This is a genomic window from Alteromonas lipotrueae (assembly GCF_019249215.1).
Taxonomy (GTDB): Bacteria; Pseudomonadota; Gammaproteobacteria; order Enterobacterales; family Alteromonadaceae; genus Alteromonas; species Alteromonas lipotrueae.
Window position 1 is genome coordinate 224,082 of record NZ_JAESDI010000007.1, and the last position, 25,375, is coordinate 249,456.

Consider the following 25,375-nt stretch of genomic DNA (forward strand, 5'->3'; position numbering starts at 1 on the left):
GCACTTAACACTCGTTTTCTCTATTACGAATACGAATTTTAAGCGCCACCGTGTGTTTGTTCTTACGTTAACCCGCCGAAATTACGGCTTTAAGTAGGTATAACCGCTTAAGCAATTTTCGTAAAAATCGGTCCAGCGAACACCTTCTTTCGGGTTAATTTTCCCACCTGACACTTGTCTGTCGATAAGACGTTTCACATCAGATGCCATAGCCCGTGGGTTGTATTGCATAATGTTTAAAACATCTTCAACTGAAGAGCCTTTCACCACTTCTTCGATATAAAAGTCTTCTGGATCGTCATCGTAGCTAAAGATGTGCACTTCGTTCAAACGACCAAACAAGTTGTGCATGTCACCCATTACGTCCTGATATGCGCCAGTTAAGAATAGGCCAATATAGTAAGGCTCATCTTTCTTAAGCGGGTGCATCGGCAATACATCGGTAATTTCACGGCCAATAGAAAACTGATCAATTTTGCCGTCACTGTCACAGGTAATATCAACCAATGAGCAGTTCACCGTAGGCTTTTCGTTCATGCGCGTAAGCGGCACGACCGGAAGCAACTGGTCGATGGCCCATGTATCAGCGGCAGACTGAAATACCGAAAAGTTACACAAGTATTGCGAAGACAAGCTGTAATCTAACTCTTGCAGTTCTTCAGGTACGTACTCTTCTTTGCGATACCATATTTGCAAACGCGCCATGATATCCCAGTAAAGGGTTTCAATTTTTGCCAACTCTTCTAAAGACAACACGCGCAATTTAAAGGCACCGAGTGCTTGTTCTTTATATTGCGACGCATCGTTATACACTTCGTGCATGTTGGTTTGATTCTCGAAATCGTCTGACAACTCACGCATATTTTTCAAAAACACATGTTCGTTTGCATTTTCAGACGTATCGATTTGTGCCGCATTCGACTTAATTTCGCCCACAATTTCTGTCACTACACAACTGTGGTGTGCGGTGATAGCTCGGCCACTTTCACTCACTAAATTGGGATGCGGTACGCCTTCTAGGTCGCACATCTCTTTCATGCCGTAAACCACGTCGGCGACGTATTCTTGCATACTGTAGTTGCGTGAAGATTCGTTAGTAGAGTTACTACCGTCGTAATCAATGCCTAAGCCGCCACCTACATCCACATAATCTAGTGGAAAGCCCATCTTGTGCAAATCTGCATAAATACGTGCGCCTTCGGTCATGGCCTCTTTTACCGCACGAATATCGGTAAGCTGGCTACCAATGTGGAAATGCAGTAACTTAAGACAATGAGACATACCTTGCTCTTCAAGGTAACGGGCGGTTTTAATGATTTCGGTAATGGTAAGGCCAAACTTGGCACGTTCGCCACCAGAGCTTTCCCATTTACCACGGCCTTTCACCGTCATTTTAGCGCGCACGCCGATAATAGGGTCTATTTTCAGTTCTTTAGACACTTTTACCAACAGCAGTAGTTCACTGTACTTTTCAACCACCACCACTATCTTGCGACCAAGCTTTCGACCTAACAATGCTAGGCGCATAAACTCATCATCTTTATAGCCATTTAAAATGGTCAGGGAATCTTCGTTGTTGTTCATGGCAAGTACGGTAAGCAGCTCAGCTTTTGAGCCCGCTTCTAAACCATAGTTAAAAGGTGCGCCTGCCTCTACAATCTCTTCTACCACTTCACGCATCTGGTTTACTTTTACCGGATAAACGCCTTGGTATACGCCCTTGTACTCAGCTTCTTCAATAGTGCTACGAAACACCTTATTCAGACTAGCAACCTGGGAGCGTAAGATATCGTGAAAACGAACTACTACAGGGAATTGAACCCCTTCTTTTCGAATCTCTTCAACAACCGATTTAAAATCGATGCGAATACTGGGATCATCAGGAACTGGAGTCACATGTACGTTACCATTTTCACCAACTTGAAAATAGCCGCCACCCCATTGAGACACGCCATAGACGCGCTCTGCTTCTTCAATGCTCCAATCTGACAATGTAGTCACCTTTTAAAAACTATGCTGAACGCTGCTGTTCAGAAATTAATGCGAAATAGGGCGGTATTATAGACAACGTACAATGTGGTGCTACGTAAAATATCGATTGTCTCGACTAATTTTGTTTATCGATGACTTGTCGGCTAACCCATTCAAGAATATACGCCTTTGTTTCACCACTAAACACCGAATCGACTTGCCTAATAAACGAATCTTGGTTTTTGGTACGGTGCAATGTGAAGTTTTGCTCATTAAAGAATTTTGCGGCTATGTGATCGGCGACAGTTTTGTCGTCTTCAAGCCAAATTTCAATTTTCTGATTTCGTCTATCAATTTGTATCGGCGCTTTCATTCGGGCAAAAAACTCCGAATCTGGCACTTCCCAAGACCGCATATCTACAATGATATGAAAGGCTTTTCCTCGCCTAGCGTTGAGCGTATCCGCAAACGTTGCTAGATACTGAATGTTGGTGCTCATGTCCCAACGCCCGCGCAGTGTTACCAAAATAAGATCTTGAAACACTTCAATGTGATAATACTGATTTGACATCTGTCTAACTGCAATCCCTTTCAAAAGCTCGACTAAAGTAGCATATGCAATGGTAAAGGTGATTATTATCGTTGTACAAGAAATGTCTCATCTTTTTCGTGGAAAAAAAATGGTGCATATTAAGAAATGAAATCAACTAAAAAACAGCAACTTAGAATTAACAGCTATCGCTGAGGACAAAACAGCAGCAGGCATTTTCATACCTGCCACTGATATTTTATACCTTAATCGTCACCAAACTCTCTCACGATACTGTTAATTGTTTCTTTAGCATCGCCCAATACCATACGGGTATTGTCTTTAAAGAAGAGCGGGTTATCTACCCCAGCAAAACCAGCATTGGCAGAGCGTTTAAGCACGAATACGGTCTTAGCGCGATATGCTTCAATAACCGGCATCCCGTAAATTGGACTACCTTTCATTTCTTTCGCGGCAGGGTTAACCACGTCGTTAGCCCCAATAACAATAACCACATCGTAGTTTTCCATACGCGGGTTAACATCATCCATTTCGTACAGTTGGTCATACGGAACATCGGCTTCGGCGAGCAGAACATTCATGTGGCCCGGCATACGCCCGGCTACCGCGTGAATGGCATAGTCTACGGTGCACCCGTTATCTTCCAGCAACGACTGCATTTCACGCACCGCATGTTGCGCTTGCGCTACTGCCATACCGTAACCAGGTACCACCAATACCGACTGCGCCGCTTCTAATACATAAAATGCATCTTGGGCAGACAAAATCTTAATTTCGCCTTCAATTTTTTCACCCGCTTCCACAGGCTTCGAAAACCCAGACAACAACACGTTCATTAACGAGCGGTTCATTGCCTTACACATAATGTTAGTAAGAATAAGACCTGAAGCACCAACCAACAAACCAGTAACAATCAAAATAGTGTTGCCGGTGGCTAAACCTGCCGCCGTAGCCGCTACACCTGAATAACTATTCAATAAGGCAATAACCACTGGCATATCGGCGCCACCAATTGAGATAGTTGCCCACAGGCCGAAGCTGAGCGCCAGCGCAATAGCGCAGTATAGCCACAGGGTATTTTGGGGTTCTGTGGTAAAAAAGTACCCTACTACTAGCATAGCAATTAGATGCAGTACGCTAAGTTCGCGAAGACCGGTAAAAATTACGGCTTTAGACGACATTTTGCCAGACAACTTACCCCACGCTACCACAGAACCAGAGAACGTAACGCCCCCCACTAAAATAGTGAAGAACAAGGTAATGTACGTAAACGCAGTAGCGGCTTGAAGGGCAACCATGCTCATGCCAGACAATGTAGCCCAACCGAGCAATAATGAAGCTGCACCACCAAAGCCATTAAACAACGACACCATTTCTGGCATGGCTGTCATTTCAACTGATTTGGCTTTCCAAGCACCAAACGCACCACCAACAACAACGCCTAAAATAATCCATTGATAAGTGATTATTTGTTGATCGAGCAACGTCACTATAACGGCAATCAACATACCCACAGCAGAAACAAAGTTACCCCGTTTTGCTGTATCTGGATGGCTAAGTAATTTTAGCCCTAAAATAAATAACGCTGCGGCTACAACGTACGCAAGATTGATTATGGTTTCGATATCATTCACTTGCATACTCCTTATTTTTTATCTTTCTTTTTAAACATGCTTAGCATGCGATCGGTTACCAAGTAACCACCCACAACGTTTATACTGGCAAGCGCTACCGCCGCGGTTCCTAATATCGTGGTCAACACATTGTTATCGCCACCAGACGCTGCCAATGCCCCCACCAAGGTAATACCTGAAATAGCATTAGAGCCCGACATTAATGGCGTATGTAAAGTCGCAGGTACTTTGCGAATTAACTCAAATCCAAGAAAACCAGCAAGCAGCACAATAAATAGTAAATAGATAATTTCCATAATTACGCTCCTTTGTAGGCGTTGGTTAACATATCGTTGGTAATGGCACCGTTATGAGCAATAACACAGCCACTTAAAATATCGTCTTCTAGATTCAAACCAAACACGTTGCTTTCGGTGTCGTAGAATTCATCTACCAAGTTATAAATATTGTTCGCATACATATCAGTGGCTGCGCGGGCAACCGCTTGGCTCCAGTTACCGGTGCCTATCACTGTTACGCCATTCACTTGGGCTACTTCACCGGCCACAGAACCTTCAACGTTACCGCCTGATTGGGCTGCCATATCGACCACCACGCTACCAGGCTTCATTAGTGCCAAAGTCTCTTTGCTAATTAGCACTGGTGGTTTGCGACCAAACAGCTGTGCGGTGGTAATAACAATATCTGAATCAGCAATTGCATCACGCTGCGCGTCTTGCTGTTTCGCTTTTTGTTCATCGGTGAGTTCTTTGGCGTAGCCGTCTTTAGTTTGACCGGTTTCGCCAATATCGATTTTAAGAAACTTACCGCCTAGAGACTCCACTTGCTCAGCAACAACGGGGCGCGTGTCGTAGGCGAGTACGTTCGCCCCTAATCGTTTCGCCGTGGCAATAGCTTGCAAGCCAGCCACGCCAGCACCAATAATGAACACTTTGGCGGGCTTTATTGTTCCCGACGGTGTCATCATCATAGGTAATATAGAAGGTAAGTAGTTCGCGGCTTGCATTACCATTACATAGCCAGCAAGGCTCGCTTGTGAACTTAGCGCATCCATTTTTTGGGCTCGAGATGAGCGGGGGATCATTTCAACCGAAATAGCCGTTAAGCCTTTGTTTGCTATTGACTCAACCAGCGGTTGCTCAAAGAAAGGGTCAAGATGGCCAACCACAATGGCCCCTTTTTTCATCACCGACAGTTGGGATTCAGCCGGTTTATTTACGCTTACAAGCATATCGGCTGTTGATAATGCACTATTCACATCATCAATAACAATTCCACCCACATCTACATATTCTTTATCGGCATACCCCGATAACAAACCTGCCCCACTTTCTATGTGAAGCTCAGCCCCTTTCTTCACCAAGCGTTGTACACTTGATGGGGTTACTGCACAGCGCTTCTCCACATTGGATAGTGGCATCGGTATTTTCGATTCGTTTAATACTATGATTTTCACACGCTTCTCCTCACGTCCAGGCTCCACGAGAATGACATCCTTTATAGATGAACAAGCCATTTTATTCACTTATGCTTAACATGCCTTTTGGAAATCAAAACTGTTCTCATCCCTTATTTACGCTAAAACACTTCTTTTAAAAGTCATAAAAGTAGCCACTACTGTTCACCACTTTTACCACTCAGCAAAAGAACTTACGGCATTTGCACATGCTCAACTAGTATTATTTTGCTACGAGTCATAACTAGAATTTATATGAGATTGGCATAGCGGGAATTAATGCAGCTTGGCAAGAGTATTAATTTTATGAATCAACAAGTATTGAATTTAGTATTGATAGGCAGCGAAGCTAAATTTCCATTACAAATATTTAAAACATGCCACGTGATCACGCTACACTCAGCGTATGTAATAAGCCTATTCGTTTATAAAGAGAACCTACTATGTTCGGCATGTTTAATTCCAACCCTACTAAAAAAATGCGTAAGCAATATAACGCTCTTTTAGAGAAAGCCATGGTGGCGCAACGCAATGGTGATATGAAAAGCTACGCCAAAATAACAGAAGAGTCAGAAACTTTATGGAGTGAAATACAGGCAATAGAGAAAGGTGACAAATAAAAATAGGTTCGCTATCGACCGAGCACTCTTACAGGTTACAATAGCATCATTATTTTACGGTGTTGCATAATGCGAATCATGTGATGCCTTGCTGTTGCGGATTTGCGTTATGAGTAAGTGTTTTCTGTTTTGTTTAGGAACTTTGGTTAGCCTAGCCATGTTCCAGCCTTCTGCGCATGCAATGAATGCTGGCCAATACTACTATTTCATTTCTGATAGTTGCGTTCCCAAAGGCCCGCAGGCCCCAGAAGAGCGTGGCGTAGTTACCCCGGATGTTTTGCTGTTTGAAGTGCTACCTGCCGGTATCAGCGATTACATGATAAACATGAATACCGCAGCGTTGATTAATTACAATGAAGAAGGCCAAGACTACCTGACAGGCTTAGAAGAAGAGCAAGTCTACACGGCAGGCCAAGTAGCGAAAAATGCGAATTATACCCAACACGATTTTATGCTGCAGCGCGAAGCCATTGGGCTAAAAGCCTTAATTAACGTTCTTAATGCGTTTTCTCAGCATCAAGCTGATAAGGGCTATTTTTATAAAAAACTGCTCTCAATTACCGACCCCAACACTCGATTTAAAGCCGTTACTCGCGTACGCCTTACCGACGTGGCTCATAAAAATAAAATGCAATTAACGGAGTACGCGTCACGCTACTACGTACTAGACAGCCAAGGTGTCGCATCACAAACCCCTTTTATCGAAGTCGACCATAGCACAGCGTTACGTGAAGATATTCACAGCGCTAACAGCCCGTACCGTATTTATACCAAACATGGCGTTTGCGGCGAACGTTGGGTGCCCTAAACTAATCAGGGCTTTTAATCGTCAACTACAATACAAACTGCTTTTGTTCACCCGAGGCAAAAACAACGTTCAGCGTGATGTGGTTATCTAGCGGGTTATCCGATTGACGATACGAATAATTAAATATGCTAGTTGATGCAAAGGTCTTTTGTTTTACGGCATGAGTTTGCCCGTTCTGATCAAGCGCTGTTATTGAATGGATTATGGGTATCCCTTTTTTATGCTGCGCCCTTAACACTAAATGGTATTCATCTATACCTTCTTGGCGCAATTCGCTGTTCAATATATAGCCTTCGTATATGAAAGTATCTGTGGTAATCAGCTCGCCACTCTCACTATAATTGATTTGCCCTTTCACATAAAAACACCCAAAAATAGCGGTTACAAATAAGATGGGAAAAGTCTTAATTTGCGCCTTCGATATATGCGTTTTCTTAACTCTTTTATACGTCATCATAACGCCGGTAATTGTTAGCCCCGTTAACAATAAACCAAACGTAAACCATATTAGTTTAGTGGTGAGCTTTCCAAATGTGCCAAAGTGCAGCGGGTCGACCATTTCATTGAGATATTCATCGAAGGCGATATCTTCCGATTTCTGCACCTGAATGACATCTCCCGAGACAGGATCTAAAAACACTCGATTGGCTCTAGCTCTAACGAAAATATCTTGGGTGTAACCTAAAACAGTTATCGCTTGCTTAGGTGAACGAGGATACAGTATTTGCTGGGGTGCCCAATTTGGAAAGGCACTCGATGCGCGCGCAATAATAGTATCGGCAGGTAACAAAGGTAATGCATCACCAAATTCCTCAATACGTTGGGTTGTTGGCCCGGGACGAGGGGGCTCAAAACCATCGCCAGCCACCAGAAAACCAAATTCAATGAGATACCAAAATGCAGTGATAACCATGAGGGTAATAAACCACATCGACCAAATTCCGGCCACCTTATGCAAGTCGCTTAGCAGCACCCGAATACCTTTACCTTTTCGTATCCGAAACGCGTCCTTTTTAAGCCTTCCTGTGGTTTTTAGCCCCGTATAAAGTGAAATCATCAGTACAATAGCGAGGGAGCTGACAATGGGTAAACCAATGAAACTTGGCATAAAGAAATATCGATGCAGATCTCTAAAAAAACGCTGAACCGTTAAAAATGGTGTAGTTCCGGTAACGTCGCCTGTCCATTGATTGACATGAACATGGTAGCGTGTGCCATTTGCCCGCAAGAAAGTGGCCCTGTATGCAAAGTGATCGTTTTCCCCAGCAGTCAGCATTATCAACATGTCATCAGGATTAGCCCGCTCCTTCGCATTGGCCTCCATTTCCCCCCAAGACACTTTTTCGCCCTCGGGTGACACGCGCATATCATCTTGCAGCAACCAATCAATCTCATTGGAAATTGTGGCTATGGTGCCAGTAGCCAGCAGCAAAGCGGTTAAAAATGCAAGATTGAAACCTAACCAAATATGCCAATTGTATAGCTTACGCTTTCTACGCTTTGAGCTAACGACTTCAACCATGCTGTGCTCACTGCGCTCCGACAATAACAAGTATAAGAAGACGTACGAGCTTAGTTTAAATGAAAACAATTATCAATATCATATGGGCGTTTAAACACAATTAAGCGAATGATAACAATTATTATTTGCATTTGAATAATTAGTATTGTAAATATTTGTTTTTATTTAACAAGATGGACAAAAAATGATCGCCCCTAAACGCCTCGCCACACTCATCGCTTTAGCGTGTAGTAGCCCTCTCGCATTCGCTCAAGCTACCGACACACAAGATAAAAACGAAGACTCACTTGAAAAAATTACCGTTGTTGGTACCGCTCAATCTCGCTATGTTGTAGGGGAATCGTCTTCCCTTACGGGTTTTGAATTAGATTTTCTATCGCTACCTCGAGTGGTCAATATTATTCCTGAGCAGCTCATCCTCGATCAGAAAATCACCGACCTTTCAGAGGCGCTTCGAAACACGCCAGGGGTTTCTTTAGGTGATGGTTTTGGTGGTACAAACGATGATTTCTTAATTCGTGGATTTAGAAGGAATGCGGTTTACCGCGATGGTTTTAGGCGCGCCACCAACTTCAAAACGAATTTATCAAATGTTGCGTATACCCAAATTATCAGAGGGCCCGCATCGATTACTTACGGACAAGTTGAACCGGGTGGACTGGTAGATATCGTTACGAAGAAACCGCTTAATGAACAACGCCTTTCGGGTGAAGCACGCATAGGCTCATTCAATGATAAATTTGCGCTAGTAGATTGGTCTCAACTTATCGGTGACAACGCCGCAATTCGACTTGTGGGTTCAATGCAAGATGCTGAGTCATTTCGGGATTTTACTGATGTTGATAGAAACACCCTATCTATTTCTGGCAACATAAATCTGACCCCCGCAACTCAGCTTAATTTGTCGTATGAGTACCGCGATGAAGCAAGACCATTAGATCGAGGGACAATTACGGTGCCCACACCAAATGGCCGGGAGGTAGTCAACAACTTGCTCGATATCTCTCATTCAACGCGATTTGGTGAGTCGTTTGAAATTTTTGAAAGCAACTTCAACTTTTTTGACGCCACAATAGCGCATAATATTAACGATGATTGGACGTTAAAGGTCAGTACCGCATACGAACAAAGCTCTGCGGATGATTTACAAGCCAGGCCGCTTGCAGTGGGCGTATTTGACGCCGACGGCCCCATTACTGATGATGGTTTCGTAATATTCCAAAACCCTGCCGATATCGCTGGTATTTTGGGTGCATCTTTGGTTGCAGAGTTTGATGATCCTAGCGACCGCGTATTTTTATTTAGACGTACCGACGGAAACCAAAATGCCGATGTTGATGTTGCCTACGTTAATGCAAAGGTGTCAGGTAACATGGACATTGCAAGCGTTACTCACAATATTGCCATAGGCGCTAACTTTCGTGATTTTACCCGTGAAGACAACTTTGTTTTAACCGCGAACACGAATGGCGTACCAACATCTCTAGGTGGCGATGGCCCCTTATTTAATGTATCAAATCCAATATATGGCAATTTACCCACTTCACTTACCCCGTCAGACTTTCCTCGTCGAGGGACAAAACTGCAAGAGTACGGTGTTTTCATTAATGACTACGTTGAATTAACCGACAGTTTTAGTGTGTTACTTGGTGGACGTTTCGACTCGGTCACCCAAGAAGTGCAATCTGATGGTGTAACCTTACTGGATTTAGATTCAGCCACCGCGTTTTCACCGCAAATTGCCGCTAACTACAAGCTGAACAATACCACTTCCCTCTTTTTGAGTTATTCGGAGGCATTCGAGCCTAATATAAATCAAGCTAATACGGAGGTTAGCCAGACAGAACCGTTTGACCCAGAAGACTCACAACAAATTGAAGCCGGTGTTAAAGCGGAGTTTTTTAACGGACGATTGCAAACCAGTGTTTCGGTTTATGATATTGATAAAACCAACGTGCTCGCAGACCTAGACGGCGTTGCTGTTTTACGCGATGGCCAAACCTCACAAGGGGCTGAACTGTCAATTTCAGGCCAACCCTCCGAGGGAATGAATGTGATTGCAGGCTATGCGTATACTGATGCGGAAATTGAAGGTAGCGGTTCAGTTGCCGGCAACACACCTCGCAACGTAGCAGAAAATACATTTAACTTATGGGCATCCTATGAATTTCAACATGGTGATCTTGAAGGGTTGGGTATTGGCGGCGGCTATTTCTATGTGGGTGATAGATTCGGCACCGATGCAAACAGCTTTGTGTTAGATAGTTACGGCTTAGTTGATTTATCAATGTGGTATACCCTTGCGGTTCCCCGCGCAGGAAAAAACAGCACCGTAAGATTTCAGTTGGCAGTAAAAAATCTGTTAGAGGAAGAATACTACTCCGCCAGCGGCGGCGATTTACGTATTAGCATAGGCGCACCCAGAACCGTATTTGGCTCTGTGTCTTTCACGCTGTAACTTGGTAATGATCACAACGCCATTGGAAACAATGGCGTTGAGTAGTTTTAATTTGCTTAATACTAACTACGATATAATGTTTTTATTAAGTGATATCCAAAGCGGGTTTTAACTGGCCCATGTACCTTCAATAGTTCTTTTTTAAACACCACATCATCAAACGCTTTTACCATTTGGCCGCGGCGGAATTCACCTAAATCACCACCTCGCTTTCCCGAAGGGCAAGTAGAATGGCGCTTAGCTAAGGTACTAAAATCTTTTCCTTTTTTAAGCTGCTCTAATATCGAAAAAGCTTCTTTTTCAGTTTTAACCAGAATGTGTAACGCGGATGCAGATGCCATTAAGATACCTATTAATTAATTTTATACGGCCAAGTATACCGCATTCACTACCTTGCGTTTGCTCAGGCTTAAAAGATACTTCAATAGATTAATAATAGCGCCTCACGCTGCCATGTACCCTCATTGGGCAAGCAAACTGCCAATACCACGCTAAAATTGTATTAAGAATACAATTTACGTTAAGGCAGGAGCCGCATTATGAGCCAGCAAGTAATATTGCGATTTACGCGTTTATGCGTCTGATTGTTTTCCTGTTATTTTTCGCATTGCTTTATGTGCCTTCAACTGCGCACGCTGACAAGTGCGGTGCAACAAGCTGCTTAATCACACGCCCAAATCCGAACGGCATTGAAATAAGAATTCGCCCCGTGAACCCAGGCTCATATGCTTGCTTCATTCGCTGGGAAAACTACCATTATATCGAGATCATTAATCTAGAATCTAAGACTTACCTTTTAAAAGAAAAATATGATTTAAGCGGCGTAAGATGGCGCTGCGATGATGCCAACACCTGTCCAAATTGGATGAAGTACGCCGGTTTGTGTCGTAATAAATAAGCACGCTTTTTTTGCGCTATATCATTTCTTTTTGTTTCCTCATTGCGCGGCACCTTCATTAATTAGAACACAAATTCACTATTCTCAAACCAGTCACTTATGATATGTTATATTATAACAAAATAAACCTTAATCATTGTAGGTGAATTAGGATGAACAACGCTAAACTTCCCGTTACCGTGCTGTCTGGTTTTTTAGGCGCAGGAAAAACGACAGTGCTCAGTCATATTCTTAATAATCGCGAAGGCAAACGTGTAGCCGTTATTGTCAATGACATGAGCGAAGTGAACATAGATGCTTCCATCGTTAAAAACGATGTTTCACTGAACCACAGTGAAGAAAAGCTGGTTGAAATGAGTAACGGCTGCATTTGTTGTACTTTGCGCGAAGACTTGCTTTTAGAGGTTAATCGGTTAGCGAAAACGGGCAACTTTGACTATTTGCTCATTGAGTCCACGGGTATATCAGAACCCCTTCCTGTGGCAGAAACCTTCACCTTTGCCGATGAAAACGGTGTGTCGTTATCAGATATTGCTACATTAGATACCATGGTTACTGTGGTTGATGCGGTCAACTTCAGTAAAGACTACGAAGAAGCCAAATATTTACAGGAAACCGGTGAGTCTCTTGGCGAAGAAGACGAGCGGTGTGTGGCCGATTTGCTTGTTGACCAAGTTGAATTTGCCGACGTTATCCTAATCAGTAAGACAGACTTGGTTAATGAAACTCATTTGGCGAACTTAACCGCCATATTGAAAAGTTTAAATACCACAGCAAAAATTATTCCTATAAATAGAGGCAGTATCGATATTGATGAAGTGTTAGGCACTCAATTGTTCGATTTCGAAAAAGCGCAACTTGCACCAGGGTGGCTTAAGGAAATGCGCGGTGAGCACACGCCAGAAACCGAAGAATATGGCATCAGTAGCTTCAGCTATCATGCGCGCCGTCCTTTCCACCCGCAAAAATTTTATAACTTTTTGCATACCACCGAAAACTACGGAAAGTTACTGCGATCTAAAGGTTACTTTTGGTTAGCCTCGCGGCCTGAATGTGCGGGTCAATGGAGCCAAGCCGGTGGTATTGCCCATTATGGTTATGGTGGTATGTTTTGGAAAGCTCTTCCTAAGTCTGAATGGCCTGAAGATGAAGAGTATCTAGCTTCAATTGAAAAGCAGTGGATGGAACCTTTTGGCGACATGCGCCAAGAGCTGGTATTTATTGGGCAAAACCTAGATGAAGCCACAATCACTAAAATCCTTGATTCTTGCTTACTAGACGATGAAAGCCTGATAAAGGGGGTGGATTATTGGCGAACCCTGCCGGATCCATTTCCTCGTTGGGAGGGTTTATAATGACGCTAGCTGCTAGCCCCTTAACCGAAAGCGCCCCTACTGCTGGTAGCATTAAAAAGTCGAGTACGTCGATAGAGCCTATTGTGCTTATGTGACAAGTGGTTGTCTTAGTAGCAATACGCTAAGCCAACTGACTAAAAACACATACCGTTTGCGCTATTAAGCTAGCTCAGGAACACTGCATTTGTATTGTTTGTAGATATCAAACTCTCTAGCTGGCACTGGCTTTTGGAACAAATACCCCTGCCCATATTGGCACTTTAGCTTCTGTAGCATTGCGTAACACATATCAGTTTCAATGCCTTCGGCTACCACCTCCATATCCAGTTCGTGTCCCATGGCGATAATGGTGCTGGCAATGGTGTTATTTGCAGGCATAAAGCTTTTGTCTATTTTTAACACGTCAAAAGGTAAACTCTTGAGATAGCTTAGGCACGAATAGCCCGTACCAAAGTCATCGAGAAACAGTCGCACACCAAGCTCAGATAACCTGTACAGCGACGCAACGCAGGCTTGTTCTTCCATAATGGCAATATTCTCTGTTACCTCAATATGTATACACTCTGCTGGCAACGATAAGCTAGCCAGAATATCTTCGAGCCTTTGCGCGAAATGCTGATCTTTAAGCTGATGTGAAGACACATTTATTGCCATGGCATGATGCGTAGCACCTGCATCATGCCACGCTTTACATTGTTCACAGGCTTGTTGTAATACCCAATTGCCAATATCAATAATTTGTCCAGAATGCTCGGCAATAGGAATAAACTCATCGGGACCAATGGCTTCGTTATCTGGGTTTGTCCATCTTAGTAGTGCTTCACTTCCTACTGTAACGCCATCGACAAGCCTAATTATGGGTTGGTAAACCAAGCTAAACTCATTGCTTGCAATGGCATAATGAAGCTGATTAACCAGTTTTAGTTTGCGGTTTTGTTTGATGGCCGATAATTTATCAAATGCTTGATATTGGTTTTTGCCCGCCTCTTTAGCTTGATACATTGCGGTGTCAGCGTGCTTTAGCAGCAGTGAAGAGTTAGCACCGTTTTGTGGGTAACAGGCCACGCCTATACTGGCGGTGATATAACAGTCGTTATTCGCAAGCTTCATCGGTTTACTGATGGCGTCTAATATTCTATGGGCAATAAAATCAATCGTTTCAATTGATTCGAAGCAATCCGTTACTGCCACAAATTCATCTCCGCCGAAGCGAACCACCACATCGGTAGCACGAATTGCTTTAGAAATTCGCTGCGCCATAGTGACCAGAAGCTTATCGCCTAACGCGTGACCTAAGCTATCGTTTATGTCTTTAAAGCGGTCGAGATCAATAAACATCACCGCGAAGGGCAAGTTACTACGCTCCGACATATTAATGGCTTTGTCTACAGTATGTTCAAGCAAGTTTCTATTCGGCAAGCCCGTTAATGTATCGGTATGGGCCAACGCTTTATTACGCTTTTCGCTTTGGGCTAGGGCATCCATCGCCTCTTCCCTGCTGGTTAAACCAGCAGATACAACGCGGGAAATAAATACAGCGAAAAGCAGCACAACTACAGATGATAGAATGATGATTGTTAAAATAAAATTGGCTACAAACTTAACGGTTTTTTCTACCGGTAGCTCAAAGTCGGTAGAATTCGTTCTAAAGTCATTCAGCGATTTTACTATCTGCTGTTGCAAGACATCACGACTAATATCACCATTTTCATACTGGTCTAATGCCAACAGCGAATCGTTAGCACTTTCAATATCGCGCTGACAAATTTCAATGACTGACTCGGTACCTATGAAGTTCATCAGTAGACGTTCTGAATTGCCTATCATAGATAAACATCGAATAGGCTGCTGACGAATATTAATAATAGTATTGCGAATATCGCCTAACTTAACAGGGTGGCTTTCGGAAAATAGCTCAGCAGGGGCTGAAATTAGCGCGTTCAGTTCAGAGGTATATTTAAAGTGCCGCACATTTAGCTGATGGAAAAAGCTACTTTGGTTAAGTTTGAAAAAACACCAGAGTAGGATTAGAGCAAAAACAAAAAACGTTAACGTTAAAACAGGTAACGCCTTCCTTATGCCACTGTTCTTCACATCCATTGTTCAAATTGCTCTTTTAATATGAACTCACTTTTGAGCAAGTTATTTTTAATATGTAAGTACGCTATCGGCGAACGATTATTTTTAGAAATACACTGTTGAATTTATAGCAGGTAATCGCACTTAAGCAAACGTACAGTAAGTTTTAAAATTTTTGCCATGATGCATATATTCAATTTTAGGTACGTAGTGCATGCAAACAAAGACCAGTACCTATATTTACCTTTCCTTTTTAACCAAAAAAAGCGCTGAAGATTAATTCAGCGCTTTTCGTGAAAGTGAACGGGTGCACTAGATTTTTATGCGGTTAAATTTACGTTACCGCTTGGAAAATATGGGCAAAATACGCTCGGCAACTAACTGCTGTGTAACATCTTCTCGCTCGTGGGCAGTCACCACCACAACAAGGTCAAAATCTTTTACCAATAAAATATACATCCCCCCGCCACCCTGCGCTGAAAAAGCATGGTGTTTACTGCCATCTAGCGCTAAGTCTGTTCCCCAAAAGAAGTAGCCGTAACCTTGATTTGATACTAGCTCTCCACCGCCATAAATATCGTCGTCTCCGGTTAGTATCTGCCTACTTGTGGCACGCTCCAAATAGGCTTTCGGTACAAGCCGCTCCCCCTTCCATTTACCGTTATTGTCGACCAAAAGCCCCACTTTAAGCATATCTCGGGCAGTCACGCTTACCTTCCATCCTGACTCAGGCAAACCACTAGGTGCCAAGCGCCAATCGTAATTCGTAATACCTAACTTACCAAACAACTCAGTGCGAATGAACGCCTCTGCAGAACCAGGCACCACAGCTTCAATTACCTGCATGACCAACCGAGGACCTGTACCGTATTTGAAAACTTGTGTTTCTTTAGTGATAGGCGCACTGTCTTCTAATACAGCTTGTATTTCACCTTGGCCTTTAATACGGTCAAGATCCGCAGATATCGCATCCCACCCCTCTTTCGAAATATCAATACCTGTGGCCATTGTTAATGCGTGGTGCAGCGTGATGGTTTCTGCGCCCTCCACTAGCTTGGTACTATCAATATCGTTGAGAAAACTAATTATCGGTTTGTCTAAATCGTCCATCGATAGATATCCCATTTGAATCGCTCGGCCCAGCGCTAATGAGGTATAACTTTTTGTGGCCGATGATTGAGGGTGTGGTAAATCTACTCTTCCTCGTTTGTAGTAAGACTCAAACAACAAGGTGCCACCTTTAGCAATTAACATACTGTCGTATTTTCCGTACTCACCAGTTGCCATCTCTTTAGCGAGTTTTATTATTGCCTCTTCATCGCTAGTTTGATCTTCACCTGCGAGGCTGAATTGGCCAACGGCGATACCATCATTTAAATTAACGGGCGATGTATCTATGTAAGGGGAATCTAACTCAGGTATATCCAAAAACCGCTTTTCTATTTCTGGCATGCGCCAATGCTTAATTTGAGCTTCTTCGGCACTCGCTTTAGGCGGTACCTTACTTCTTTCCCCAGCCCACACCGAAGGCACATGGGCAATACCCAAGCAGCATGCAATTGTAAGTAAGGCGGTTGCTTTTATTGTCGTGGTCATACTTTTTCCTTGTTATTTTTGTCGCCGAGTCAGCGGCACGTATTCGCTGTCAGCCACCACGCTATCGAAATGAACGAGATATACATGAAAAAAGCCTGATTTTTCGCTGATTTCTGCGTGTTCTTGAAACACCTTATTCTTATCAATGATTTATAGTGGTACGGTAATATAGATTAATCAGGCGCTAACCAGCCTGTCACTTATATCTTTATGGGCTAAAGGGTGTATGACCAAACAATACTGGATTGGCGGCTTTTTCGTTGACGAGGCAAGAAACCAAATAACGCATAATGCGCATACCCAAACATTGCCACCTAAAGCCCTCACCGTTTTAACCTACCTTGCTAAGCGCCAAGGCGAAGTTGTAAGTCAAGAAGAGCTGCTGAATCAGGTATGGAAAGACACAGTGGTATCGCCCAACACCCTACAGCGTTGTATTGCGCAGTTAAGAAAAGCCTTAGGCGATGATGGTAAGGCACAGGGGCTAATTAAAACCCATGCTAAAAAGGGCTACAGTTTAGAGGCTGCTATTCTCTGGGAAGATCAGCAAAAAGGGAATGTTGGTGACAATGATGCATTGGATAAAAGCCCTACCCACCTTTACGCGATGCCCGAAGACAATAAAACAATAAAGGCGGGATTTAATAAAAAGCAGATCTTCACTTTAAGTCTATTTATTGCGCTGGTTATTACGCTGCTGATTAGTATCACTCGTATGCTATGGCCTTCCTCTGTACCTACTCCCTCGCCAGCTAACGCGATGCGAATTATCGATATTCGTTTACTAACATCAACCGATAACCGAGAGCTAGCGAGTACCTATTCGCCCGACGGAAAATTCATCGTATTTCAGCGTTTCCCCGAAGTTATGTGCAAGAGTCATTTATGGGCAAAAAACATCGAGACCCAACAAGAGTACCAACTGACACGCGAGCTAGGTACTTACGGCAACCTCGCATTTTCTGAAGATGGCGCTTCACTCACCGTTGTAAAACAGAACAACTGCTCAGCGCCCGCCCAGCAGAAAAAGTGCTTCCTATTACAACAAGTCGATTTTGAGCAAGCATTGCTATCGCCACAAACACCGACCACCTTAATGGAGTGTAAGCATACTGAAATTAAAAGCCCTACTTGGATGAGTGCAAATGACATTGCGCTTTTGCAGAAGGACCAGGGGCGCTGGAAACTCATTCGCTATTCCGTGAGCGCCGACAAAAGCACATTACTTTATGAGGTTAATAACGGCAGCGTAGTGTCTTACGACTTCTCAAAAAGCCACAACTTGATTGCCCTTACCGCCGTACACGAAAGTGGTGTACTTCATGTTGAAAAACTTGCGCCAGAGGGAACGTTACTGTCCAGCAATCCGATTAATTTTAACGGTGTGATCCCGCAGTATGGCGCAATTTACCCGAACTTTTCACCCATAGACGGGCACTTAATATTTAGCACAGGTAAGCAACTTTTCACGGTATCGTTCGATGGTGATATTAGCCCCATAAGCATGCCGCTTACCGACGCCATAGGCACGCCTTTGTTTCACCCCAACGGTAAAAAAATGCTTGCCATTAAAGGGCATTACGACAGCGATATTGTTTCTGTGCCGCTATCACAATTTTCTCACTCAGCGCATGTACCTCAAATAGTTGCGCAGCAACCTGATGTGTTACCCCCTGTTAATTATGAGACCGTGGTGCGCTCTATGCAGGAAGAAAATAGGGCAAAGTACCAACCCGATGGAAACCTTATTGCTTACTTTTCTGAGGGCGATGGCACGTCTCAGGTATGGACTACCACCATACCGCAAGGCGCTGCCGGTTCACAGAATGACTTCCCCCACAGTGCAGCTGACAGTAATTACACAAAACAGCGCAGCCAGTTTCCTACCAATACCTATGTGCGAAATATACTATGGGCCGCAGACGGCCAAAGCTTACTGGTGAATGCATCATCCCAGCTAACTCGCCTTTACTTAAATAGCGAAGAAGAAGCCATTTCACTTAATTACCCCGTGAGAAGTTTATTTCACTGGGACAGCCAAAATAAAACGGCAGTGGCCAACATACTTTATAAAGGTGTAAATACCTTGGTAGAGCTGAACCTCACCAACAGCGAATTTCGTGTTTTAACCCATCACGATGTCACGTGGGCAGCAAAAACGGTGACCGGTGAACTGATTTATAAAGACAATGCGGACAAGTTGTGGATATCCGGTGCGATTGAAAACGAACTCATACCCAAACTAACAACTCAAGGTAGCCATCAAAATTTCATTGTTAAAAACGATGTTGTTTACGGCATTAATGACCACTATCAGCTGTGGAAATACATGTTAGAAAACGGCACGGTCGAATTACTTGGACAATTACCCGAAACCGTAGATTACATTACCGATGTAAACGACAATGCCATACTAATAACACTTAGAGTGGCAGCAAGAAAAGACGTGGTAGAGTTATCAATAGAGTAAGTGGGTGGGTTAGTAATTAACTCGCTTTATTTTGCGTATAAACAAGAAACCCTCCGAAATGGAGGGTTTCTTTTATATCTAGGTGCTTAAACAAGCACCCTTCAAGCAATTAAGCTTGGGTGGCTTACATCATGCCGCCCATTCCGCCCATGCCGCCCATATCAGGCATTGCAGGCGCTGCTTCGTCTTGAGGTATATCTGCAATCATGGCTTCAGTTGTGATCATAAGTGAAGCGATTGATGCTGCGAACTGTAGTGCAGAGCGCGTTACTTTAGTTGGGTCAAGAATACCCATCTCTAGCATGTCGCCGTACGTGTCGTTACCCGCATTGTAACCGTAGTTACCGTCGCCATTTTTCACTTCGTTAACGACAACAGATGCTTCTGCACCGGCGTTGCTAGCGATTTGACGTAGAGGCGCTTCCATTGCACGTAGTGCAAGCTTAATACCTACTGTTTGGTCTTCGTTTTCGCCAGTTAGGCTAGCAAGCTTAGCTGCTGCGCGAACTAGAGCAACACCACCACCAGGTACTACGCCTTCTTCAACCGCGGCGCGAGTTGCATGAAGTGCATCTTCAACGCGGTCTTTCTTCTCTTTCATTTCTACTTCGGTAGCTGCACCAACTTTAATTACTGCAACACCGCCAGAAAGCTTAGCTAAACGCTCTTGAAGCTTTTCTTTGTCGTAGTCTGAAGAAGAGTCTTCAATTTGACCTTTAATTTGAGCACAACGGCCTTCAATCGCTTCTTCGTCGCCGTTACCATCAACAATAGTAGTATTGTCTTTGTTGATAACAACGCGCTTAGCAGTACCAAGGTCTTCTAGCTCAACTTTTTCAAGGTCTAGACCAATCTCTTCAGAGATAACCGTACCACCAGTAAGAATAGCGATGTCTTGTAGCATTGCTTTACGACGGTCGCCAAAGCCAGGTGCTTTAACAGCAGCTACTTTAACAATACCGCGCATGTTGTTTACTACTAGTGTAGCTAAGGCTTCGCCTTCAACATCTTCAGCAATAATCATCAGTGGCTTACCCGCTTTTGCTACGCCTTCAAGGGTAGGAAGCAACTCACGGATGTTAGAAATTTTCTTATCAACCAATAGGATGAAAGGGCTGTCTAGTTCAACAGTGCCGTTCTCTTGGTTGTTAATGAAGTAAGGAGATAGGTAACCGCGGTCGAACTGCATACCTTCAACAACGTCAAGTTCGTTTTGAAGTGCTTGACCTTCTTCAACGGTAATTACGCCTTCTTTACCTACTTTTTCCATTGCTTGAGCAATGATGTCGCCCACTTCTGAATCAGAGTTTGCAGAGATAGTACCAACCTGAGCAATTGACTTGCTGTCGGCACAATCAGTAGATAGTGCTTTAAGCTCTTCAACCGCAGCAATAACTGCTTTGTCGATACCGCGCTTAAGATCCATTGGGTTCATGCCTGCAGCAACAGACTTGTGACCTTCAGTTACGATAGCTTGTGCAAGCACGGTAGCAGTAGTAGTACCGTCACCCGCTTCGTCATTCGCTTTAGACGCAACTTCTTTCACCATCTGTGCGCCCATGTTCTCAAACTTGTCTTCAAGTTCGATTTCTTTCGCTACAGATACACCATCTTTAGTGATGGTAGGAGCGCCGAAAGACTTATCTAGCACTACGTTACGGCCTTTAGGACCTAGTGTAACTTTTACTGCGTTTGCTAGCGTATTAACGCCTTTAAGCATTTTTGTACGAGCGTCGTTACCAAAACGTACTTCTTTAGCTGCCATGATTAAATTCCTCTCTTAATTCGTTTAACGTTAGTTGTCATTACTCAACAATCGCAAGAATGTCGCTTTCGCTTAGGATCAGAACTTCTTCACCATCCAGCTTTTCAGTTTTAACGCCGTAGCCTTCGCTAAAAATAACGGTGTCGCCAACTTTAACGTCTAGCGCTTTAACATCGCCATTTTCTAGGATGCGGCCGTTACCTACAGCGATAATCTCGCCACGTGTAGATTTTTCTGCTGCTGAACCAGTCAGAACGATACCGCCTGCAGATTTGCTTTCTTGCTCTGCGCGTTTAAGGATTACGCGGTCGTGTAAAGGACGAATTGCCATTTTCAAGTCTCCTGAAAATTTCACTATTCAAGTTAATGATTGTCGACACACAATTATTTGCATGTCGTATGCTTGGGTTGCTCGTTACCGAGCAGTTAAAATCGTGTCTGCGAGGATAAATGGGGGAGTAGCCATGTAAGTTCAAGGGTTTTTGAGCAAAAAAATGTAAAAAAAGTGATTTTAATGCTCAAAGCCTGCACTTAAGGCCAAAAGCACACACTACTTCAGGCGTCTATCTGTATCATTTTGGGTTTTGTCTGAAAATTCACCTTCAAACACATCGCCATTATCTGAGCTGCCCGACTGACCAGACTGTTGCTGATTGAATGGGTTTTCAAACGGGTTGTACTGGCCGCCGCCAGTTTGTTGGTTAAACCCGCCCGCTTGGGTCACTACCCGTAGTTTCATGTGTTTACTTAGCTGCGAAGCAATAAGGTGGCGTGAGCCTGGCAAGGCAAACATAAAGCCAAGAACGTCAGTGATTAGGCCTGGGGTAACCAATAAAATACCTGCAACTACCAGCATTAGGCCTTCTACCATCTCTTTGCCTGGCAGTTCATTACGCTGCATTTTAGCCTGTGCGGTTTGTAATGTTGCTATACCTTCGCGCTTAACAAAATAAGCACCAATGAATGCCGTTAATATCACTAGCCCAATAGTATTCCAGCCACCAATTATGCCGCCCACTTGAACTAATAGGGCAATCTCTACTATGGGTAATATGGCAAACAATAAAAATAAAAACCGCACAACATTTCCTCTTTCATCTAGTCATAGAATAGTATTGGGGTAAACACCATAATAACAAGCGAAGGTGCAACGCTTTGGGTTAAGTGGCAAACTCAAGCGACCGACGGTAGCTGTGTTAAACTGGGTTTGTGAAAGAATAGCGTATGCACCTCGGTCTTACTTTTTTATAGGCCAATAGCTTTAGGATAAAGAAAGTCGTTATATGAAGTACATCACCCGTTTGTTTTCTTTTGTCGCATTTTGTCTATTTGTAGCATCGCTTGCGCTGCCTGGCTATACGCAAACTAATGCGCAAACTTCGACTCAATCCTCAGATCAGCCATCAAGTCAGATCATGGGTGGGTTCGACGATGTGTTCAGCAACCAAGAAGAATTCCTAAAAGTAGACCAAGCCTTTGTATTCGACTTCAATCAGACAGACGACACCTTAAGCCTTTCCTTTACCATCGCAGATGGCTATTACCTTTATAAAAAGCAATTCAAGTTAGTGGCAAAGCACGCCGCCATTGGTGAACCTCATTATCCTAAAGGCGTTATCATTGAAGATGAATACTTTGGCGAATCGGAAGTATTTTATGATGAAGTCACGTTAACTGTTCCTATTATTCAAGCCACCAACGACGGTATAGTAAAAATACGCTACCAAGGCTGCGCCGATGCGGGCCTTTGTTACGCACCGAATATTAAAACCGTCTATTTGAATGCCCTTGCCAGCGCCATGAACAGCGGAGCCTCAAAGAACGGCACTGACACCGCGTCGACAGACGAACAGAGTCTCTCGCAAACCAACCCGAGTAGCTCGCAAGCGTCTCAATATTCTCTGGCCGATAAGCTCATCAACAAAGAAAACCTAGCCCTTACCTTGGTGCTATTCTTTGCATTAGGGATAGGCCTTGCCTTTACCCCCTGCGTGTTCCCTATGTACCCCATTGTGTCGGGTATTGTGATTGGTCAAGGTAAACAGGCCAAAGCCAGCCACGCATTTTGGTTAACGTTCATTTATGTACAAGGCATGGCCATTACCTATTCGATATTAGGGTTAATAGTGGCGTCGGCGGGTATGCAGTTTCAGGCGGCACTTCAACATCCGCTCATTCTGGGTATTTTTATTGGTATTTTTGTTTTGCTGGCCTTAGCCATGTTTGGCAGATACGAGCTTCAACTTCCTGCGAAATGGCAAACCCGCTTAACCAATTTAAGTAATAACCAAACGCCTGGCAGCATGGCGGGGGTATTCGCCATGGGAGCATTGTCGGGGCTAATCGCCTCACCGTGTACTACGGCGCCGTTAACCGGCATTTTATTGTTTATTGCACAAAGCGGCGACTTAACCCTTGGTTTTGTTTCCCTATATATATTGAGCATTGGCATGGGCGTTCCCCTTATAATATTTGGGATCACCGGTTCTAAATTGCTACCTAAAGCGGGTCAGTGGATGAACGTGGTAAAAGTATCGTTTGGGTTTATGATGCTGTCGGTGGCCATTGTTTTTGTAGAGCGTTTATGGCCAAAAGCATGGCCTAGCGATTACATTAACCTGCTGTGGGCAACCCTTGGTTTAGGGGCATTTGGCTATTATTTTGTAGTAAACGAAGCGAGTAAAAAAGGCATTGCGAAATACGTGCGAACGTTAGTTATTGCGGCAGGCTTGTTCGCCAGTGCGCTGCTAGCGTATAACACTCTGACTTCATCTGAAGACACTGCCACGCAGCATAGTCAGCTTGCTCACCCAACGTTTATCGTTGTTAAAAACTTAGATGATTTACGCCAACAAATTGCGGCGGCTAATTCACAAGGCAAAACGGTGATGGTGGATTTGTACGCCGATTGGTGTGTGGCTTGTAAAGAGTTTGAAAAATACACCTTCTCTGCTCCTAATGTCATTAATGCGCTTAATAATACCGTGTGGATGCAGATAGATTTAACCGATACCTCTGCCACCAACACAGCTTTTCTAGAGGAGTTTTCTATTCTTGGGCTGCCGACCATTTTGTTTTTCGATGAAAGCGGTAATGAGCTAACGCAGTCTCGGGTAACCGGATTTATGAAAGCGCCGGCCTTTGCTGAACATGTTGAGAATACGTTTTAACGTTATGATGGGTGAGTGACTACACTTCACCGTAATGCAAGGGTGAGCTATGCCCCTAATGTCTCAGTTTTCACTCACACTATTTTTTGTTTTTACCTTGTGTGTGCCACTAAAAACGCTATTGGCGCAAGAGGTCGTAAACCAAAACCTGTCTACCCAAGCGCCCAGTTGCTACGATGCTAATCGATTTTGTATCAGTATTTTAGCGCCAACGAATGGGAAGTATGAAGTCTATGCTCAGCGAAAAGTACCACTTCCCCTTGTGCTTACGCTATCAGCCAGTGGGCTTACGTCTACTTTACCACCCAGTGGGCTTCCTCCCAAGTCAACATCCAACGTATTTTTAAACGATGACACTCCCGTTTTAATGGGGGTAATAAAAAGCCCTCGACGGTTTTGGCATTCAATGAAAGTAAGCTGGACCTCAGGAAAGCTGAACGCGGTGCATAATGACAACGTGACTTATTTGCCGCCGCTACGCCCCGCAGGTAACTACCCCATAGTGCAAGGCTTTGGTGGGGGCTATAGCCATACAGGTGCCTCTCGCTATGCTTTAGATTTTGCTGCCCCCGTGGGTACACCCGTGCTCGCGGCTCGCGATGGTGTGGTCATCGATACGAAAGATGATGGCCAATTAGGCGGCGCTTCCAAACAGTTTGCTAAGCACGCGAATTTTGTTGCAATTTTGCACGACGATGGCACCACAGGCGAATATTATCATTTGAAATATAAGGGTGTGGTGGTAACACGAGAGCAAAAGGTAATAGCCGGAGAGCTCATTGGTTATTCTGGTAATACAGGGTTTTCATCACTGCCCCATTTGCACTTCGCCGTATACAGGGCGAAGTACGAAGGAAGGTACATGTCGGTGCCTTTTACGCTAAAAAATGAACCCGAATGAACTCCACTATTTACATAATCAGCACATAAACATCACATAAGAACTACATAAGCACTTCCTTATGCACCGCCACACACCTGTGATAACGCATAGACTGGAAAGAGAACTTTGCGTCGAAAACA

At 43.9% G+C, this 25,375-nt stretch carries 19 protein-coding genes; 7 read left to right on the top strand and 12 right to left on the bottom strand.

The window, feature by feature from the left end:
- Window positions 1–81: 81 nt before the first annotated feature.
- From speA to JKP82_RS10255, 5 genes are all read right to left on the bottom strand, one after another.
- Window positions 82–1,992, bottom strand: coding sequence for a biosynthetic arginine decarboxylase (gene speA / locus JKP82_RS10235; RefSeq protein ID WP_218396899.1), 1,911 nt, complete (start codon window positions 1,990–1,992; stop codon window positions 82–84).
- 115 nt (window positions 1,993–2,107) lie between these two features.
- Entirely contained in the window at window positions 2,108–2,542 is a 435-nt protein-coding gene (locus JKP82_RS10240; protein ID WP_159533967.1) for an arginine decarboxylase, read from the bottom strand.
- Window positions 2,543–2,766: 224 nt separating this feature from the next.
- Window positions 2,767–4,155, bottom strand: a complete 1,389-nt coding sequence (locus JKP82_RS10245) for an NAD(P)(+) transhydrogenase (Re/Si-specific) subunit beta (RefSeq protein WP_159533969.1) — start codon at window positions 4,153–4,155, stop codon at window positions 2,767–2,769.
- 11 nt (window positions 4,156–4,166) lie between these two features.
- Window positions 4,167–4,451 carry an NAD(P) transhydrogenase subunit alpha part 2 gene (locus tag JKP82_RS10250; RefSeq protein ID WP_159533971.1) on the bottom strand — a complete coding sequence of 95 codons (285 nt, stop codon included), beginning with the start codon at window positions 4,449–4,451 and terminating at the stop codon, window positions 4,167–4,169.
- 2 nt (window positions 4,452–4,453) lie between these two features.
- Window positions 4,454–5,611, bottom strand: a complete 1,158-nt coding sequence (locus JKP82_RS10255) for an NAD(P) transhydrogenase subunit alpha (RefSeq protein WP_159533973.1) — start codon at window positions 5,609–5,611, stop codon at window positions 4,454–4,456.
- Between the two features lie 443 nt (window positions 5,612–6,054).
- Here JKP82_RS10255 and JKP82_RS10260 point away from each other — a divergent pair, with 443 nt between their 5' ends.
- Complete coding sequence (locus tag JKP82_RS10260) at window positions 6,055–6,231, top strand: DUF6435 family protein (protein WP_159533975.1); 177 nt, start codon at window positions 6,055–6,057, stop codon at window positions 6,229–6,231.
- 109 nt (window positions 6,232–6,340) lie between these two features.
- Entirely contained in the window at window positions 6,341–7,039 is a 699-nt protein-coding gene (locus JKP82_RS10265; protein ID WP_218396902.1) for a hypothetical protein, read from the top strand.
- A 25-nt stretch (window positions 7,040–7,064) separates the two neighbouring features.
- On the opposite strand, the gene JKP82_RS10270 is transcribed toward JKP82_RS10265, so the two are convergent.
- Complete coding sequence (locus tag JKP82_RS10270) at window positions 7,065–8,561, bottom strand: PepSY-associated TM helix domain-containing protein (RefSeq protein WP_218396904.1); 1,497 nt, start codon at window positions 8,559–8,561, stop codon at window positions 7,065–7,067.
- Window positions 8,562–8,745: 184 nt separating this feature from the next.
- Here JKP82_RS10270 and JKP82_RS10275 point away from each other — a divergent pair, with 184 nt between their 5' ends.
- The gene (locus tag JKP82_RS10275) at window positions 8,746–11,019 is read left to right on the top strand and encodes a TonB-dependent siderophore receptor (protein WP_218396906.1); all 2,274 of its coding nucleotides are present in this window, start codon (window positions 8,746–8,748) and stop codon (window positions 11,017–11,019) included.
- Window positions 11,020–11,081: 62 nt separating this feature from the next.
- On the opposite strand, the gene ppiC is transcribed toward JKP82_RS10275, so the two are convergent.
- Window positions 11,082–11,360, bottom strand: a complete 279-nt coding sequence (gene ppiC, locus JKP82_RS10280) for a peptidylprolyl isomerase PpiC (protein ID WP_159533984.1) — start codon at window positions 11,358–11,360, stop codon at window positions 11,082–11,084.
- Window positions 11,361–12,069: 709 nt separating this feature from the next.
- Between ppiC and zigA the strand changes: the two genes are divergently transcribed.
- Window positions 12,070–13,272 carry a zinc metallochaperone GTPase ZigA gene (zigA, locus tag JKP82_RS10285; protein ID WP_159533986.1) on the top strand — a complete coding sequence of 401 codons (1,203 nt, stop codon included), beginning with the start codon at window positions 12,070–12,072 and terminating at the stop codon, window positions 13,270–13,272.
- A 159-nt stretch (window positions 13,273–13,431) separates the two neighbouring features.
- Here the strand turns inward: zigA and JKP82_RS10290 are convergent, their stop codons facing one another.
- Window positions 13,432–15,243, bottom strand: a complete 1,812-nt coding sequence (locus JKP82_RS10290; RefSeq protein ID WP_218396908.1) for a putative bifunctional diguanylate cyclase/phosphodiesterase — start codon at window positions 15,241–15,243, stop codon at window positions 13,432–13,434.
- 447 nt (window positions 15,244–15,690) lie between these two features.
- On the bottom strand, window positions 15,691–16,947 hold the full coding sequence (locus tag JKP82_RS10295; RefSeq protein WP_218396910.1) for a serine hydrolase domain-containing protein: 1,257 nt from the start codon (window positions 16,945–16,947) through the stop codon (window positions 15,691–15,693).
- Between the two features lie 226 nt (window positions 16,948–17,173).
- On the opposite strand from JKP82_RS10295, the gene JKP82_RS10300 reads away from it, so the two are divergent.
- Window positions 17,174–19,417, top strand: coding sequence for a winged helix-turn-helix domain-containing protein (locus JKP82_RS10300; RefSeq protein ID WP_218396912.1), 2,244 nt, complete (start codon window positions 17,174–17,176; stop codon window positions 19,415–19,417).
- Window positions 19,418–19,541: 124 nt separating this feature from the next.
- On the opposite strand, the gene groL is transcribed toward JKP82_RS10300, so the two are convergent.
- The 3 genes from groL to JKP82_RS10315 form a co-directional block, all read right to left on the bottom strand.
- Window positions 19,542–21,182 carry a chaperonin GroEL gene (gene groL / locus JKP82_RS10305; protein ID WP_159533993.1) on the bottom strand — a complete coding sequence of 547 codons (1,641 nt, stop codon included), beginning with the start codon at window positions 21,180–21,182 and terminating at the stop codon, window positions 19,542–19,544.
- 40 nt (window positions 21,183–21,222) lie between these two features.
- A complete protein-coding gene (locus JKP82_RS10310; protein WP_013786601.1) occupies window positions 21,223–21,513 on the bottom strand; it encodes a co-chaperone GroES in 291 nt (96 codons plus the stop codon).
- 219 nt (window positions 21,514–21,732) lie between these two features.
- The gene (locus JKP82_RS10315) at window positions 21,733–22,263 is read right to left on the bottom strand and encodes an FxsA family protein (RefSeq protein ID WP_159533995.1); all 531 of its coding nucleotides are present in this window, start codon (window positions 22,261–22,263) and stop codon (window positions 21,733–21,735) included.
- A 334-nt stretch (window positions 22,264–22,597) separates the two neighbouring features.
- On the opposite strand from JKP82_RS10315, the gene JKP82_RS10320 reads away from it, so the two are divergent.
- Window positions 22,598–24,352 (top strand): protein-disulfide reductase DsbD, encoded by a 1,755-nt coding sequence (locus tag JKP82_RS10320; protein WP_258544381.1) that lies wholly within the window; start codon window positions 22,598–22,600, stop codon window positions 24,350–24,352.
- Window positions 24,353–24,401: 49 nt separating this feature from the next.
- Window positions 24,402–25,253: a M23 family metallopeptidase gene (locus JKP82_RS10325; protein ID WP_232370707.1), complete on the top strand. Its 852-nt coding sequence runs from the start codon at window positions 24,402–24,404 to the stop codon at window positions 25,251–25,253.
- Window positions 25,254–25,375 lie beyond the last annotated feature (122 nt).